Annotated in this window: 14 protein-coding genes; 7 read left to right on the forward strand and 7 right to left on the reverse strand. The window is 40.1% G+C overall.

The genetic code is table 11. From position 1 onward, the window contains the following. Positions 1 to 40: 40 nt before the first annotated feature. Complete coding sequence (locus tag ACS125_RS11320; RefSeq protein WP_443272178.1) at positions 41 to 850, reverse strand: enoyl-CoA hydratase; 810 nt, start codon at positions 848 to 850, stop codon at positions 41 to 43. Positions 851 to 1,120: 270 nt separating this feature from the next. Here ACS125_RS11320 and ACS125_RS11325 point away from each other — a divergent pair, with 270 nt between their 5' ends. Continuing rightward, positions 1,121 to 2,107, forward strand: coding sequence for an NAD(P)H-dependent flavin oxidoreductase (locus tag ACS125_RS11325; RefSeq protein ID WP_296512514.1), 987 nt, complete (start codon positions 1,121 to 1,123; stop codon positions 2,105 to 2,107). A gap of 58 nt (positions 2,108 to 2,165) precedes the next feature. Here ACS125_RS11325 and ACS125_RS11330 read toward each other — a convergent pair whose 3' ends face one another. The 6 genes from ACS125_RS11330 to ACS125_RS11355 form a co-directional block, all read right to left on the reverse strand. Continuing rightward, a complete protein-coding gene (locus ACS125_RS11330) occupies positions 2,166 to 3,338 on the reverse strand; it encodes an MFS transporter (RefSeq protein ID WP_296512511.1) in 1,173 nt (390 codons plus the stop codon). Between the two features lie 63 nt (positions 3,339 to 3,401). Further along, positions 3,402 to 4,244 (reverse strand): IclR family transcriptional regulator, encoded by an 843-nt coding sequence (locus tag ACS125_RS11335; protein ID WP_151962559.1) that lies wholly within the window; start codon positions 4,242 to 4,244, stop codon positions 3,402 to 3,404. Between the two features lie 107 nt (positions 4,245 to 4,351). Next, on the reverse strand, positions 4,352 to 5,557 hold the full coding sequence (locus tag ACS125_RS11340) for a 3-oxoadipyl-CoA thiolase (RefSeq protein WP_004793095.1): 1,206 nt from the start codon (positions 5,555 to 5,557) through the stop codon (positions 4,352 to 4,354). A 14-nt stretch (positions 5,558 to 5,571) separates the two neighbouring features. Continuing rightward, the gene (locus tag ACS125_RS11345; RefSeq protein WP_443272181.1) at positions 5,572 to 7,095 is read right to left on the reverse strand and encodes a 3-hydroxyacyl-CoA dehydrogenase; all 1,524 of its coding nucleotides are present in this window, start codon (positions 7,093 to 7,095) and stop codon (positions 5,572 to 5,574) included. Between the two features lie 61 nt (positions 7,096 to 7,156). Then, complete coding sequence (locus ACS125_RS11350) at positions 7,157 to 7,918, reverse strand: SDR family oxidoreductase (protein ID WP_443272183.1); 762 nt, start codon at positions 7,916 to 7,918, stop codon at positions 7,157 to 7,159. A gap of 29 nt (positions 7,919 to 7,947) precedes the next feature. Beyond that, positions 7,948 to 8,736, reverse strand: coding sequence for an enoyl-CoA hydratase (locus ACS125_RS11355; RefSeq protein ID WP_016141391.1), 789 nt, complete (start codon positions 8,734 to 8,736; stop codon positions 7,948 to 7,950). A gap of 311 nt (positions 8,737 to 9,047) precedes the next feature. Here ACS125_RS11355 and ACS125_RS11360 point away from each other — a divergent pair, with 311 nt between their 5' ends. Genes ACS125_RS11360 through ACS125_RS11385 form a run of 6 tightly spaced genes read left to right on the forward strand, consistent with a single transcriptional unit; the run spans position 9,048 to position 15,503 of the window. Then, the gene (locus ACS125_RS11360; RefSeq protein ID WP_443272185.1) at positions 9,048 to 10,202 is read left to right on the forward strand and encodes an acyl-CoA dehydrogenase family protein; all 1,155 of its coding nucleotides are present in this window, start codon (positions 9,048 to 9,050) and stop codon (positions 10,200 to 10,202) included. A 58-nt stretch (positions 10,203 to 10,260) separates the two neighbouring features. Then, positions 10,261 to 11,544, forward strand: coding sequence for an MFS transporter (locus ACS125_RS11365; protein WP_443272187.1), 1,284 nt, complete (start codon positions 10,261 to 10,263; stop codon positions 11,542 to 11,544). A 47-nt stretch (positions 11,545 to 11,591) separates the two neighbouring features. Further along, entirely contained in the window at positions 11,592 to 12,260 is a 669-nt protein-coding gene (locus ACS125_RS11370; RefSeq protein ID WP_443272189.1) for a 3-oxoacid CoA-transferase subunit A, read from the forward strand. Next, positions 12,260 to 12,913, forward strand: a complete 654-nt coding sequence (locus ACS125_RS11375) for a 3-oxoacid CoA-transferase subunit B (RefSeq protein WP_443272191.1) — start codon at positions 12,260 to 12,262, stop codon at positions 12,911 to 12,913. The genes ACS125_RS11370 and ACS125_RS11375 overlap by 1 nt, the downstream gene beginning before the upstream one ends. Before the next feature lie 37 nt (positions 12,914 to 12,950). Continuing rightward, on the forward strand, positions 12,951 to 14,267 hold the full coding sequence (dcaP, locus tag ACS125_RS11380) for an outer membrane trimeric porin-like protein DcaP (RefSeq protein ID WP_443272193.1): 1,317 nt from the start codon (positions 12,951 to 12,953) through the stop codon (positions 14,265 to 14,267). An 18-nt stretch (positions 14,268 to 14,285) separates the two neighbouring features. Beyond that, the gene (locus tag ACS125_RS11385) at positions 14,286 to 15,503 is read left to right on the forward strand and encodes an MFS transporter (protein ID WP_443272195.1); all 1,218 of its coding nucleotides are present in this window, start codon (positions 14,286 to 14,288) and stop codon (positions 15,501 to 15,503) included. Positions 15,504 to 15,513: the final 10 nt, after the last annotated feature.

Raw genomic sequence — 15,513 nt, forward strand, 5'->3', positions numbered from 1 at the left:
CAGCTTTGCTTTCCAAGGCTGGCTTTTTAGTAGGCGAACTTTAAGCTGTTTGCTTGTGAAAGTTCGGTTTTCTTTTTTCTTTGAAAGCATTTAATGCTTCTTTAAACTCGGAACCTTGCAAACAATGTGAGAAAATAGTCGACTCATGATCAATACGATTGAGTAGATCATCAATTGGCATATCTCTTAGTAATTTTTTACTCAGCTGTAAGGCCTGACTTGGTTTATGAGCCAGTTTAATTGCCATATCTTCAACGACTTGATCCAACTCAGTTGCCTCAAATATTTCATTCAATAAGCCATAATTCTTCGCTTGATCTGCCGAAAACTTTTCACCGAGTAAAATAATTTCTGAAGCACGAGCAAAGCCCAATAATCTTGGCAAGATATAACTTGAACCTGCTTCAGGTACCAGTCCCAAGTTTACAAATGGGAACTGAAAAATAGAGTTTTGGCTTGCATACACAAGGTCACAATGTAGAAGCATGGTGCTACCGATGCCAATGGCCACACCATTAACTTTAGCAATAATCGGTTTTGGAAAGGTTGCTAAGCTTTTTAAAAACACAATGGAAGAGGGTGGTTCGGAACAGGTTGTATCGCGTGTTTCGAATGCGTTGACATCATTGCCACTGGTAAATGCAGCTCCTTCACCAGTCAGTATAACCACGTGAACGTCTTGATTGGTTGCAGCTTCATCTAATGCCAGACTTAGAGTCGCATACATTTCATAGTTAATTGCATTTTTTTTGGTGGGATTGCTCATGGTGAGCGTTAGTATATTTTTATCAAAAAACTGTTGAATTGAGCCTGTTTTAAGCACGTTTTGAGCTCTATTGTCCTGTTGCATCATTCATTCCTTTAAATTAACTATTTGAAAATTATTTGTTTCTTTTTTACGGAAACTCATACTTATTCAAATAACTTGCCGTCTAAAATTTAAACTTATTAAAATGATGCTATCGAAAAATAATTTTGTTATCAATTATTTTGTTTTATATTGTGGTATAAAATTTTGTATTGTGAAATTTTTACCTTAAATCACTTTAAATGATGATGGGATTTATGCGTAAATAAGCATCTAGCTCTGCGAAGGAAATGAGAAGCTAGCTATAGAACAGTGAGTGAAAAGAATATGAAGACCAAAATTACAGAACTATTTGAAATCGAGCATCCTATTATTCAAGGCGGTATGCATTATGTTGGTTTTGCAGAGCTGGCGGCTGCGGTTTCAAACGCGGGCGGTTTAGGCATTATCACTGGCCTGACTCAGCGTACGCCTGAAAATTTGGCAAAAGAAATTGCACGTTGCCGAGAAATGACCGATAAGCCTTTCGGGGTAAATTTAACCTTTTTGCCTACGGTGAATACTCCTGATTATCCGGGTTTTGTAGATGCAATTATTAAAGGTGGTGTAAAGATTGTAGAAACAGCGGGGCGGAATCCTGAACAAGTCATGCCGTATTTAAAAGCTGCTGGCATTAAAGTAATTCACAAATGTACTTCAGTTCGACATAGCTTAAAAGCTCAGCAAATTGGGTGCGATGCGGTTTCTGTAGATGGTTTCGAGTGCGGTGGTCACCCCGGCGAAGATGATGTGCCCAATATGATTTTATTGCCTTTAGCTGCCGATGCATTAGAAATCCCGTTTGTTGCTTCAGGTGGAATGGCAGATGGACGCTCACTCGCTGCTGCTTTAGCGATGGGTGCTGATGGAATTAATATGGGAACGCGCTTTATTGCGACTCAGGAAGCTCCCGTACACGCAAATGTAAAACAGGCAATTTTAAATGCAACCGAACGAGATACACGTTTAATTATGCGTGCTTTACGTAATACTGAACGTGTTATGAACAATGCTGCTGTAGAAAAAATCGTGGCAAAAGAAAAAGCACTCGGCGATAACATTAAATTTGAAGATATTATCGAAGAAGTTGCGGGTGTTTATCCAAAAGTCATGATTGATGGTGATGTTAATGCAGGTGCATGGTCATGCGGTTTAGTCGCAAGCTTGATTCATGATATTCCGACATGCGATGAACTGGTTAACCGAATTGTCAAAGACGCAGAAGATATTATTCGTGGGCGTTTATTAGGACTTTTATAGAATTATCCTAGCTTCTATAACTTATTATTAACCTAATTTATATACATCAGCACAAGTTTTAATTGTGCTGATTTTTTGCATCACTCACACAATAATAAAGACATAAAACGGCAAAAATTAAACCCAAAATACAGACACCCATCCATCCGTAGTGTTTCCAAGCGTAACTTCCCGCTGTTGTGCCTAAAGCGCCGCCAGCAAAGTAACCAGTCATATAAATTGCATTAAATCGTGAGCGTAATTCTTGATTAAGTTTAAATACGATACTTTGGTTGGTGACATGAACAGCAGAAAGTGAAGCGTAGAGAATAAGTAAGGCAATAATATAAAAAGCGAAGTGGTAGGGTAAAAGTGAAAAAAGAATCCAACTTACAATAAGCCCGACGCCACAATAAATTGAAATTTTATGAATATAGCCTTGGTCAATAAATTTGCCTGAGAAATTGGCAACGAACGTCCCTAATACCCCAACAAAACTAAAAAGCCCGATGGTAAAATCGCTAAAAAAATAGGGCGCTGGAGCCAAAAGCAACGACATCGTGGTAAAGGTTAAACTCACACAAGCAAATGTAAAACCCCCAATATAAGTTCTAGTTCTTAAACGTCGATTTTGAATAAAAATCTGCGGAAGCGAGCGGATGGTTTTTGCATAGTTTTCAGATTTAGTCGGTGGGAATAACCCGATATTACGGTGCAAAATAAAGGCAATAATAAGTAATAGAAAACCACTGACCAGATAAATAATGTTCCAAGCAAAAAGCGTAGACATCAGCCCTGAAAGGGAACGGGCGAGTAAAACCCCCATCATGAGGCCACTTAGTAAAAAACCAACCACACGGCCACTTTGTTGAATCGGAACCAGACTTGCAGCAAGGGGTAATAACAATTGAGCTGAACTAGAAAATAGACCGGTAATGACGGTACCAAGCAGTAAAAGATAAATATTGTGCGAAAAACCGCTAATAATTAATCCACTTGAAGCCAATAACATAAAGATAAATAGCAGTTTGCGCTTTTCTATTATGTCGCCCAACGGCATTAAAAAGAGTAAGCCACATGCGTAGGTGATTTGGGCTAGAGTTGGCACCCACGCTGTAGTTGTTTCAGTTAAATTTAGGCTTACACTAATTGAGTGAATAAGTGGCTGACTAAAATAATTTCCACCTGTACAAATGCCTGCGGCAATCGCCATTAAAATAATGGTTGGGGTATAGAGTGCGTTTTTCATCATGCCTTAGTCATAATGAAAGTGGAACTTTAATCAACACAACCATGACTGTTTTAAGCAAGATTGTTAGTGCGTTTCATTCAAGGCATCTTGAATGTTGTGCACCATGTGAATTAAACGTGGTCCAATTTCACCTTCAAGTTTTTCCGGATTTAAATGAAAACTTGGCGCACCACAGTTAAAAACATAAAGACCATGTTTGGAGCTGACTAAAGGTACAGCCACCGAGTTCACTTCTTTATGCCACTCGCCTAAAGACAAACAATATCCATAATCTTGGTAATCACGGAAAGCTCGTTCTAAAGAACGTTTTATGGCTGGCCAGTTTTCGGGATTCTTTTGTTTCAACGCATCTAGTAGAAAGTTGCGTTCACGTTCAGGGGTCGCAGCTAAGCATGCTCGGCCCATTGAACTACTATGAATTGGCAAAGTAGAACCAATTGGACGACGCATATTTAATGCAGTTTCAATTTGCACAACATCGATATACACCATATTTAAGCGATCACGCGTTGCCATCGCCACAGGTGCTTGAACATACTGACTCATCTCTTCCATATATTGATGAGCAATATTGCGAATCGAGATGTTAGATAATGCAGAGTATCCTAAAGATAAGACACCAATATCTAGTGTGTATTTGGTCGAGTTAGGCAATTGTTTTAAATAACCTAATGACACAAGGGTATTTGTAATACGTGCAATGGTCGGTTTAGGTAAACCTGTCATTTTTGCTAATTCTTGATTACCCAGCACCTGATTATTTGCAGAAAAGCATCTTAAAAGTTCTAAACCGCGTGCTAAAGAAGCAATAAATTGTGGGTTATTTTCCCGATGTATATGCGAAATAGGATCTAAACGTATCTCATCAAAATTTATTGGTTTTTCAGTTTCCGTGTTTTGAGACATTCGATCCTCAAATATAATTAAAGCAATAGTTTTGCCATTATATTTCGCTCTGCAAAATAAATCCATTCATCACTGCGCTGTTGTGATGAATGGATATCTGGTGCAGTTTATGAAACGTTTTCAATCACCATCGCAAGACCTTGACCTACACCAATACATAGGCTCACCACGGCATATTTCTTTTTACGACGAATTAGCTCGCGTGCTACTGTTAAGCTAAGACGAGCGCCAGATGCACCAAGTGGATGACCAACTGCAATCGCGCCACCGTTTGGGTTCACACGTGGGTCATTAAAATCAACATTTAAGCCTTTTAAACAAGATAAAACTTGTGAAGCAAAAGCTTCATTAATTTCAATAATATCCATGTCATCTAAAGTAAGACCAGCACGCGCAACGGCTTTTTTAATAGCTTCGATCGGGCCTGCACCCATAATGCGCGGTTCAATACCCGCAGCTGCGGCTGATAAGATTTTTGCCATTGGTTTTAGGCCATATTTTTGACCGGCAGCTTCTGAACCAATCAAAAGTGCTGCTGCACCGTCGTTAATCCCTGAGGCATTACCAGCTGTAACCACACCACCTTCAAATAGAGGTTTTAACTTTGTGAGTGCTTCAACAGTTGAGCTTGGGCGAGGGTGTTCATCTTCTGAAACGAGTTTAGGCGGTAATTTTTTGCCTTGGAAAACTTCAATTGGAGTAATTTCATCAGCAAAGAAACCTTCTTCTTTGGCTTTTTGATATTTGGCTTGTGATTGAGCTGCAAATAAATCAGCTTGCTCGCGGGTAATACCAAAGTCAGCAGCAACGTTATCACCCGTTTCAGGCATTGAATGTCCGCCGTACTGAGCAATAATTTTTTTATTTGGAAAACGAGATCCAATGGTGGTGTCATAAATTTTTGCATCACGGCTATAAGCACTTTCGGCTTTACCCATTACAAAAGGTGCGCGAGACATACTTTCTACACCACCTGCGATATAGAGTTCGCCTTCACCACAAGTAATGGCACGTGCTGAATCAATCACAGCACCTAAACCACTAGCACATAGGCGGTTTACCGTCTGGCCTGGTACAGTGACAGGTAAACCTGCAAGTAACAGGGCATTTCTCGCCACATTACGACTATCTTCACCCGCTTGGTTAGTGTCGCCTAAAATCACATCTTCAATATCCGCGCCTGGCACACCAGTTTTTTCAAGCAACTTTTGAATGACGGTTGCAGCTAAATCATCAGGACGAATAGAGGCAAGCTCACCTGCATGACGACCAAATGGACTGCGTAAACCATCATAAATATATGCATTTAACATTGAGAAATTCCTTTTCAAGACTTATTAGTAAAAGTAAGAGGTAAATGAAGTGCGACACGACGCTGTAACCACGGACTAGGGCGATAGCGCGGGTCATGCGTAAGTGCTGTTATACGGTTCAGAATGAGTAAGATTTTTTCGCTACCGACTTGATCGCCCCATTCAATTGGTCCAAACGGATAACCTAAACCAAGACGCACCGCGGCATTAATGTCATCTACCGTGGCAACATTTTGCTGGGCAATATCACAGCCTAGATTAATCACCATCGCTAAAACACGCTGAGCAACAAAGCCAATACTTTCATTAATCATGCTGACCAGACTTCCATCTAAATTGAAAATAGAGTGAGCTGCCTGACGATATTCAGGTTTTGTAACAAGTGAAGGCATCAAGGTGCGATGCTTTGCAATACCGTAAAGCATGTCTATAGCAACAGCTTGTTCTGGGTTAATCCCTAGGCGGATTGCCGCTTGGGTTGTGTCTTCACCGTAGCAAGCGAGTAAACATAAGCTATCTGTTTGTGGTTCAGAATTGGTGTCTAAGGCAATATTTTGCTGAGTTAAATAATCTTCGAGCTGTTTTTTATCGTCTAAGAAATCGGCAGCGATCCAAACTTTTGGATATTGCGTTAAACGCTCTACAAACTTGGCAGGTTGTTCACCTGTTTTTGAACCGGTTTCATAGTTATAAAAACCTTGATTAACCTTACGTCCAAGTTGTTTGGCATCAAGCATTTGCTTGGTCAGTGGATTTGGTTTGTAGCGGGCTTCTTCATAGTACTGATGATAAATCGACTCCATCACAGGATGTGAAACATCAAGACCAGTTAAATCGAGAAGTTCAAAAGGACCCATTCTAAAACCAACGCCGTCACGTAAAATTCGGTCAATTTCACTAATGTCGCAAACGTTTTCATTTAAAATTTTGAGTGCTTCGGTGCCATAAGCCCGACCGGCGTGATTAATAATAAATCCAGGGGTATCTTTGGCAACAACAGGGCGATGGCCAAATGCACGAGACAGATCGTTTAAAGCATCAATAATAAGTGGGTCAGTTTTTAAACCACGAATGACTTCGACTACTTTCATGAGTGGTACTGGGTTAAAAAAGTGATAACCCACGACACGTTCAGGTTTTTTGCAGTTTGCAGCAATGGCTGTAATAGAAAGAGAAGAAGTGTTTGAGGCTAAAATGGTATTGTCTGAAACAATGTCTTCAAGCTGTTGCATCAAACTTTGTTTGATATCGAGACGTTCAACAATTGCTTCTACAATCAGGTCGCAATTTTTTAAATCGTCAATTTGCTGAGCAACAATCAAATGGTTATTTGCCGCTGCTGCTTGTTCTGATGTAATTTTATTTTTGTCGACTAACTTTTGAAATGTGGCAGCTAGTTTTTCTTTAGCCTGTTCTGCTGCGCCTGCTTTGGCATCATATAAATAAGTAGTATGACCTGACTGCGCAGCTATTTGAGCAATGCCACTGCCCATAATACCGACACCAATCACAGCCATGCTTTTAATATCATAAGTCATGTCGATCATCCTGATAATTAATCTATATTTGAAATTAAACGGAAAAATAGGGGTGGGTGATTTAGCTTAAGCATTGTTTATCACCATCAACTGGTAAGATTTGACCTGAAATAGAGCGTCCGCTATCTGAGGCTATAAAGAGGCATAAATCTGCAATATGCTTTGGATTTACAAAATATTTGAGCGACTGATTTTTCAGTGCGTTTTGAGTCACTTCTTCAAGTGAGGTATGGGCTACATCGGCACGGGCCTGTAATACACGTTGAAATCGATCACCATCTACTGCACCCGGAAGAATAGCGTTAACTCGAATATTGTCTGCACCGAGTTCCATAGAAAGCGTTTTGGTAAAACCAATCAGCCCCCATTTTGAAGTAGAATAAGCCAATCGGTATGGATAGCCTAAGCGGCCGGCAATAGACGACATATTAATAATCACGCCTGCTTGTGCTTTCTTTAAATGGGGAATGGCTAACTGGGTAATTAAAAAAGTGCTATTCAAGTTTAAATTAATCACTGTGTTCCAATCATCAAAACTTAGTTCATCTGCGGCAACAGTCGGGCCTGAGATGCCGGTGTTATTGACTAAAATATCAATACCACCAAGTTTCTGAATTGCCTCATTAAACATGAGTTTAATTTGCTCATGATCAGCCAAATCACACGTATGTATATACAGCTTAGGATAATCTTGTTGAAATTGTTCTAGGCTTTTAGCACTAATATCACAAACGAAAACTTCATCATGATTGTTTAAAAAGACTTCAGCAATGTATCGTCCAATCCCTGAACCACCTGCACTAATTAATACTTTTCTACTCATTTTCATTCCTTTGTTATTATCGTTTTAAATTATTTACCTTGATAAGACGGTTTACGTTTTTCAATAAAAGCTTGAACGCCTTCATTTTTATCTTCGGTAGAAAACAGTAACTGGAATGATTTTCGTTCTAGAGTTAGGCCGGCATTTAATGGCACGTCTTCGCTCATGAGTGCAACTTCTTTAATTTGTTGCAGGGCAATAGGAGGCATTTTTGCGAGGCTCTGTGCCATTTGAATCGCAGTTGGAATGGTTTGGTCGTCTTCTGTGACTTGTGAAACAAGACCGATGATATAAGCTTCTTCTGCTTTCACCATGGCACCCGTCATAATCATGCGCATGGCATGAAATTTACCAACCGCACGGAATAAACGTTGTGTCCCACCAGCACCTGGCATTAAACCGACTTTAATTTCCGGTTGACCAAAGGTTGCGCCTTTACCTGCAATAATAATATCAGCGTGCATTGCAAGTTCGCAGCCACCCCCTAATGCATAACCATTTACAGCAGCAATCACGGGTTTAGGGCACTGAGCAATCGCATTCCAATAACGTTCGGTATGACGCAATAACATTTCAGTTGAAGTTGCGGTTGCCATTTCTTTTAAATCTGCACCTGCGGCAAAGACTTCTTCGCCACCTGTGAGCACAACTGCATTGATCTCATCGTTAAAACTTAATTCGGTAAAAGCTTGTGCTAATTGTTTGCGAACCTCTGTATTCAGTGCATTTTTTGCTTCAGGTCGGTTAATTTTTACAATCGCTATTTTTTGAATAGAAAAGTCGACTTCAACGAAATTATTCCCTGTTAATACACTCATTTTTGAATTCCTTGTTTCGCATATCAAAACTATATTCCTTTTATGATGCTTATTTTGGAATTTATTTCAAGTCTTATTTAGTCCATTAGAGTAATTAGGATTTATTAAATAAGCTAAGTAGTTGATATTCCGTAATGGTATGTTTTTAAATTTCGTTTAACGAAATTAATTTTCAAAAAAGCTTGAAATTTGTATTTTTGTTCTCGTACTATGAAACACATCCGCAGTAAACAAGATTTAAAACATGGTATCCAGACAAGCTGGAGATGGCTGATGGATACGATGGAAATACATAAAAAGGGAGATCACAGATGATCCGTGATGAAGGGATGTTGGAGCAGTTACTTTCAACAATTCGAGATTTTGTAAAAAATGAATTGATCCCTCGTGAAAACGAAGTGGTAGAGAAAGACAAAATTCCGGATGACATTGTGCAGCAAATGCGTGAGCTTGGTTTGTTCGGTCTCACAATTCCAGAAGAATATGGTGGCTTAGGTATCACCATGGAAGAAGAAGTCAGAGTTGCATTTGAACTTGGACAAACTTCACCGGCTTTCCGTTCTTTAATTGGTACCAATAACGGTATTGGCTCAAGTGCAATTTTGATTGATGGCACAGAAGAGCAAAAGCAAAAATATTTACCGCGTTATGCAAGTGGCGAAATTATTGGTTCATTTTGTTTAACCGAGCCTGAATCTGGTTCCGATGCTGCTTCTTTAAAAACCAGTGCCGTAAAAGATGGCGATTTTTATGTATTAAACGGTACCAAACGTTTTATTACCAATGCACCTCACGCTGCAACTTTCACCGTAATGGCGCGAACCAATCCTGAAATTAAAGGGTCAGGCGGTATTTCAGCTTTTTTAGTTGAAGCCAATACACCAGGTATTACATTGGGAAAAATTGACCAAAAAATGGGTCAAAAAGGCTCACATACGTGTGATGTGATTTTTGATAATTGCCGTGTGCCTGCTTCTGCACTGATTGGTGGGGTAGAAGGTGTCGGTTTTAAAACGGCCATGAAAGTGCTTGATAAAGGGCGCTTGCACATTGGTGCGTATAGTGTGGGTGTTTCTGAGCGTATGTTAAACGATGCATTACACTATGCAATTGAGCGTAAACAATTTGGTCAACCCATTGCGAACTTCCAGTTGATTCAAGCCATGCTTGCTGACTCAAAAGCTGAGATTTATGCGGCCAAATGTATGGTTTTAGATGCAGCCCGTCGCCGTGATAATGGCGAAAACATTAGTACAGAAGCATCTTGCGCAAAAATGTTTGCAACTGAAATGTGCGGACGTGTTGCTGACCGCTGTGTACAGATTCACGGTGGCGCAGGCTATATCAGTGAATATGCCATTGAACGTTTTTATCGCGATGTCCGTTTGTTCCGTCTCTATGAAGGAACCACGCAAGTTCAACAAATTATTATTGCCAAAAATATGATTAGGGAAGCTACAGCCTAATAAAAAATCAAATGCCATGAGGCATTGGATGCCTCATGTTCCTTCTGAGGATATGGACATGACAACAGAAACAGTTACACAAAATACGGCTAGCAGTGAAGCTATCCAGACACCAAAAAAGATTTGGATTACCGCATTTATATTCGCTTTTTTAACATTGTTGTGTGATGGGGCAGACTTAGGTTTTTTGGCATTAAGCCTGACCAGTCTTAAAACAGAATTTCATTTAACGGGTGTACAAGCTGGAACACTAGGTAGCTTAACGCTTTTTGGATCGGCTATAGGTGGCCTGATTGGTGGCTGGGCGTGTGATCGTTTTGGGCGGGTCCGCATTATTGTGTTCTTTATTGCTTATTCTTCAGTTTTAACCAGTGCACTGGGTTTTACTGATTCTTATATGCAATTTGCAGTTTTAAGAACTTTTGGAGCGATGGGCTTAGGTGCGCTCTATATTGCTTGTAATATTTTAATGTCTGAAATGGTGCCAACCAAACATCGCTCAACTGTTCTGGCTACGCTCATGACAGGTTATACCTTGGGTTCTTTGCTAGCGACTTTATTAGCAGGACATATTATTCCTGAACATGGCTGGCGTTTCCTGTATTGGATTGCGATTACTCCTGTAGTGTTGTCAATTTTGATGCACTTTTGTGTACCTGAACCAGAGTCTTGGAAAAAATCTCGTCAATTAAAAGCGTTAGAAGTCGCTCAAAGTAACCAGCCTAAAAAACGTCAAAATCCATATCTTGAAATTTTAAGAGATAAGAAACACGGCACCATGTTTGTTCTTTGGATTATTAGTACAGGTGCATTGCAGTTTGGTTATTACGGCGTAAGTAACTGGTTACCAGCTTATTTAGAGTCTGATCTTGGCATCAAATTTAAAGAAATGGCCATGTATATGGTCGGTACTTTCCTGATTATGATGTTTGCCAAAGTAATTGCTGGGATCGTTGCCGACAAATTAGGACGCCGCGCTGTATTCGCTTTCGGAACTATTGGTACAGCTTTATTTATTCCGGTCATTGTCTATTTAAATACACCAACCAACATTTTATGGATGATGCTGTTCTTCGGTTTCCTTTACGGTATTCCATACGCCATTAATGCTACCTATATGACGGAAAGTTTCCCGACTTCAATTCGAGGTTCGGCAGTGGGTGGTGCTTATAACATTGGCAAAGTACTTTCTATTTTCTCTCCATTAACAATTGGTTTTCTATCGCAAAACGGTTCTATTGGCTTAGGGCTTTTGGTGATGGCTGCGGCTTATTTTATCTGCGGGGTAATTCCATTGTTATTTATTAAAGACCGACTATTTAACCCGCAAAAGGCAGAGTGACAGATCAATCTGTCACCTTAAATTAAGGATGAAAAGGGACAAGTGAGATGATAAATAAAATCACCAGTGACATTGAGCCGATTTTAAAAGCTATTCCTGATGGCGCAACCATCATGACAGGCGGGTTTGGTGTGACGGGGCAACCTGCTGAATTAATTGAAGCCTTAATCGATTTAGGAAAAAAAGAACTGACCATTGTAAATAACAATGCGGCTTCTGGTGATCGTGGTTTAACAAATCTGATTATTGCGGGTTGCGTTAAAAAAATGATTTGTTCATTTCCGAAATCTGCGGGATCAACTGTTTTTCAAGACTTATACCGCGCAGGAAAAATTGAGTTGGAACTGGTTCCGCAAGGTAATTTGGCATGTCGTATTCAGGCTGCTGGTGCAGGCTTAGGCGCTATTTTTACTCCGACTGGTTATGGCACCAAAGTTGCCGAGGGTAAAGAAACCCGAACCATTAACGGTAAAAACTATGTGCTTGAATACCCACTTGAAGCTGATTTTGCACTGATTTATGCCGATAAAGCCGACCGCTGGGGCAATTTAACTTACCGCAAAGCGGCCCGCAATTTTGGACCAATTATGGCAAAAGCCGCCAAGACCACCATTGTTCAAGTGAATGACACCGTAGAGCTAGGAACGCTTGACCCAGAGTGCGTTATTACACCGGGAATTTTTGTTCAGCACGTTGTAAAACTAGGAGATATCTAATGTCAGTTCAAAAGCGTTCTCGTGAAGATATTGCCAAACTCATCGCCAATGACATTCCAGAAGGTTCTTATGTCAATTTAGGTATTGGCTTACCGACCAACGTTGCTAAATTTCTGCCAAAAGACAAAGAAATTTTTTTACATTCGGAAAATGGTGTCTTGGCTTTTGGTCCACCACCACAACCTAGTGAAGAAGACCAAGATTTGGTTAATGCCGGAAAAGAACTCGTCACTTTGTTAGACGGTGGATGCTTTATGCATCATGGTGACTCGTTTGACATTATGCGTGGTGGCCATCTGGATATTTGTGTAATTGGTGCATTCCAAGTTGCGGTAAATGGGGACTTGGCAAATTGGCATACTGGTAAAGCAGATGATGTACCCGCAGTCGGCGGTGCTATGGATTTGGCGGTCGGCGCAAAAACGATTTATGTCTATATGGAACATGTCACTAAAAAAGGTGAGTCTAAAATTGTAAAAGAACTGAGCTACCCAATGACGGGTGAGCAGTGTGTCAATCGTATTTATACCGATTTATGCATTATTGAGCTCAAAGACCAAAAAGCTTATGTCACAGAAATGGTGGAAGGCCTAAGTTTTGATGAATTACAAGCAGTCACCGACTGTGAACTAATCGATGCACGTGTAGCCTAAATACACACGGAAAAAATGCTTCTTTAAGGATTAAAAGATGAAAAAATTAATTTTAGCTGCAGCTTGCGCTGCGGCTTCAGGGACTATTTTTGCAAATTCTTCAGATACCACAGAACAAAGAATTAATTTGCTAGAAACCGAGCTGCAAAAATTAAAAGCAGAACTTGCTGCTCAGAAACAAACTCAAAATAATTTACAGGTCAAACAGGTAAAGATCGAAGAGAACATTGAAAAAACTAAAGCGACTGTAACAGAGAAGCCTGTTGCTCCTTCGTGGGTCACTTGGACGGATAATGTTAAGGTTTACGGTATTGCCCGTATTGATGCAGCGGTTGATTTCAAATCATCACCAGACTCGGGCGGTAGAATGACCAGCAGCCTGTATCGAACACCTTTTGAAAGTGAAAAACGTTCAAATCATGCACGCTCTGATGCCATGATTAATGCAAGCCGACTAGGTGTTTATTTTAATAGTCCTAATAAAGCGGTTACTGGAAATATTGAAGCCGATTTCTTCGATAGCTCTAACATGGGAACGGGGGATGGTAAATTCCGTATCCGTCATGCTTTTTTCACCTATAAAGACTGGACCTTTGGTCAAACATGGTCACTCATGTCCAACATGGAAACGCGTACCGAAGCTGTCGATTACACGCAATTTGTGGGAACTTCCTATACGCGTACTCCTCAAATTCGATATGACTGGAAAATTGATGCCAATAATGATTTAAAAGTAGCCTTGGAATATACAGGTTCGAGAGTCTCGGCATTTCCAACTTTAACGGGACGCTATAGCTTTAAACAAGGGCCTTTAACGGCACTTGCTCAAGGCTTTATTAATGAAAAATCTACAGATGTCGCAACTGCCACGGTGAAGAAAGTAAGCTGGGGCGCTGGAGGCGGCTTAAAATATCAACTCACGCCACAACAATCGGTACAAGCAAATTATCAATATATTGTTGGTGATCAAAAATTTATGCCTTATACCACGCAAAGTGGTTTGGCAAATTCAACAAGTTTAAATGCCGCGGGTGATTTCTCTTTAAACGAAGACAAAACAGATTTGGTTATGAATAAGTTGAATAGCATCAATATTGGTTATTCATATAAATTCAATGAGCAATGGCGTGCAAACTTATCGGCTTCGATGTTTGATTATGATGACGACACTGCTTATGCCAAACTCAACCCAGATGCCAACAAACGTCTAACGGACTACGCAGCTAACGTCTTTTATTCACCGATTGAGCAAATGGATATTGGTATGGAATATCATCAAGGCAAACGAGAAGTGTTTGATGGCAGAACCGCTGATGTATCACGCGTAAACTTTGTATCGATGTATAAATTTTAAAATAGGGCGTAGTTAAAAATGGAAAAAATAGTTGAGCCCAATGCAGAAAATATACTGTCAAAAAGCTTTATTTTTATCATGGCAATGACATGTGGAATTTGTGCGGGTTCAAACTATTATAACCAGCCCTTAATCTATTCAATTGCAGAAGCATTAAAAGTTAATGCTGATCAAGTCGCTTTAACCATTGTCATTAGCCAACTGTCATATGCAGTTGGCCTTTTTATATTAGTTCCCCTAGGCGACTTTTTTGAAAAGCGCAGTTATATTTGCTTGCTCATGTGTTGTACGGGGCTTGCACAAGTAGGGTTATCCTTAAGTCAAACCTTGCCAGCTTTATATGGCTTTACCTTTTTAGCCACATTCTTTTCGATTGCAACTCAAGTTTTAGTTCCTTTCGCCTCAGGTCTAGCTAGTCCGAAAAAAAGCCCTCAAGTTGTAGGTACTCTCATGAGTGGTTTGTTCTTGGGAATATTATTGGCGCGTTCTATTGCAGGTTTACTTTCTACAGTTTGGTCTTGGCATGCGGTTTATTTAATTAGCGGAATTGTCATTTTAGTGTTCGCTTGGGTGATGTGGGTGAAGTTACCAATTGCGCGTAAGTCTCACCAACTCAATATTCTACAGATTTATGGTTCATTATTTTCATTAGCAGCTCACCAGCCTCATTTACTGCGCCGTGGTTTGGCAGGGGGAATTGGCTTTGGTATTTTGGCTTTAATATTTACTACCATGACTTTTATTTTGGCGAATGAGCCTTATCACTTTAACGATTTTCAAATTGGTTTATTTGGGATTGTTGGACTGGCAGGTGTGTTTGCGACCCCTTGGGCAGGTAAGAAAATTGCGGCAGGGCTTGAGAATAAAATTGCAGTGATTTGTATGGGCTTATTAATAAGTGCATGGATACCACTATTTTTTGCGCAGCAGTCTCTGGTGGCCTACGCTGTAGGGGTTGTTATGGCGTACTTTGGTTTATCGGCATTTCATGTGCTTAACCAAAATCTGGTCTACCGAATTTCGGCCGAGGCACGTTCTCGTATTAACTCAATTTATATGACCTTATATTTTGGTGGAGCCGCTTTGGGTTCTTTTATTGCGGTGTATGCATGGAAACACTGGGGATGGGAAACATGTGCTGTTTTAGGTTTAGCGATGGCAATATTAAGTTTCGTGATTGATCGCTTAGATTTTTATGAAATGAACAAAATTGCAAAGCAAGAAAAAGCTCCATAAACAGGAGCTT

Origin of the sequence: Acinetobacter sp. PFS20 (assembly GCF_052261015.1) — a bacterium.
Classification (GTDB): domain Bacteria; phylum Pseudomonadota; class Gammaproteobacteria; order Pseudomonadales; family Moraxellaceae; genus Acinetobacter.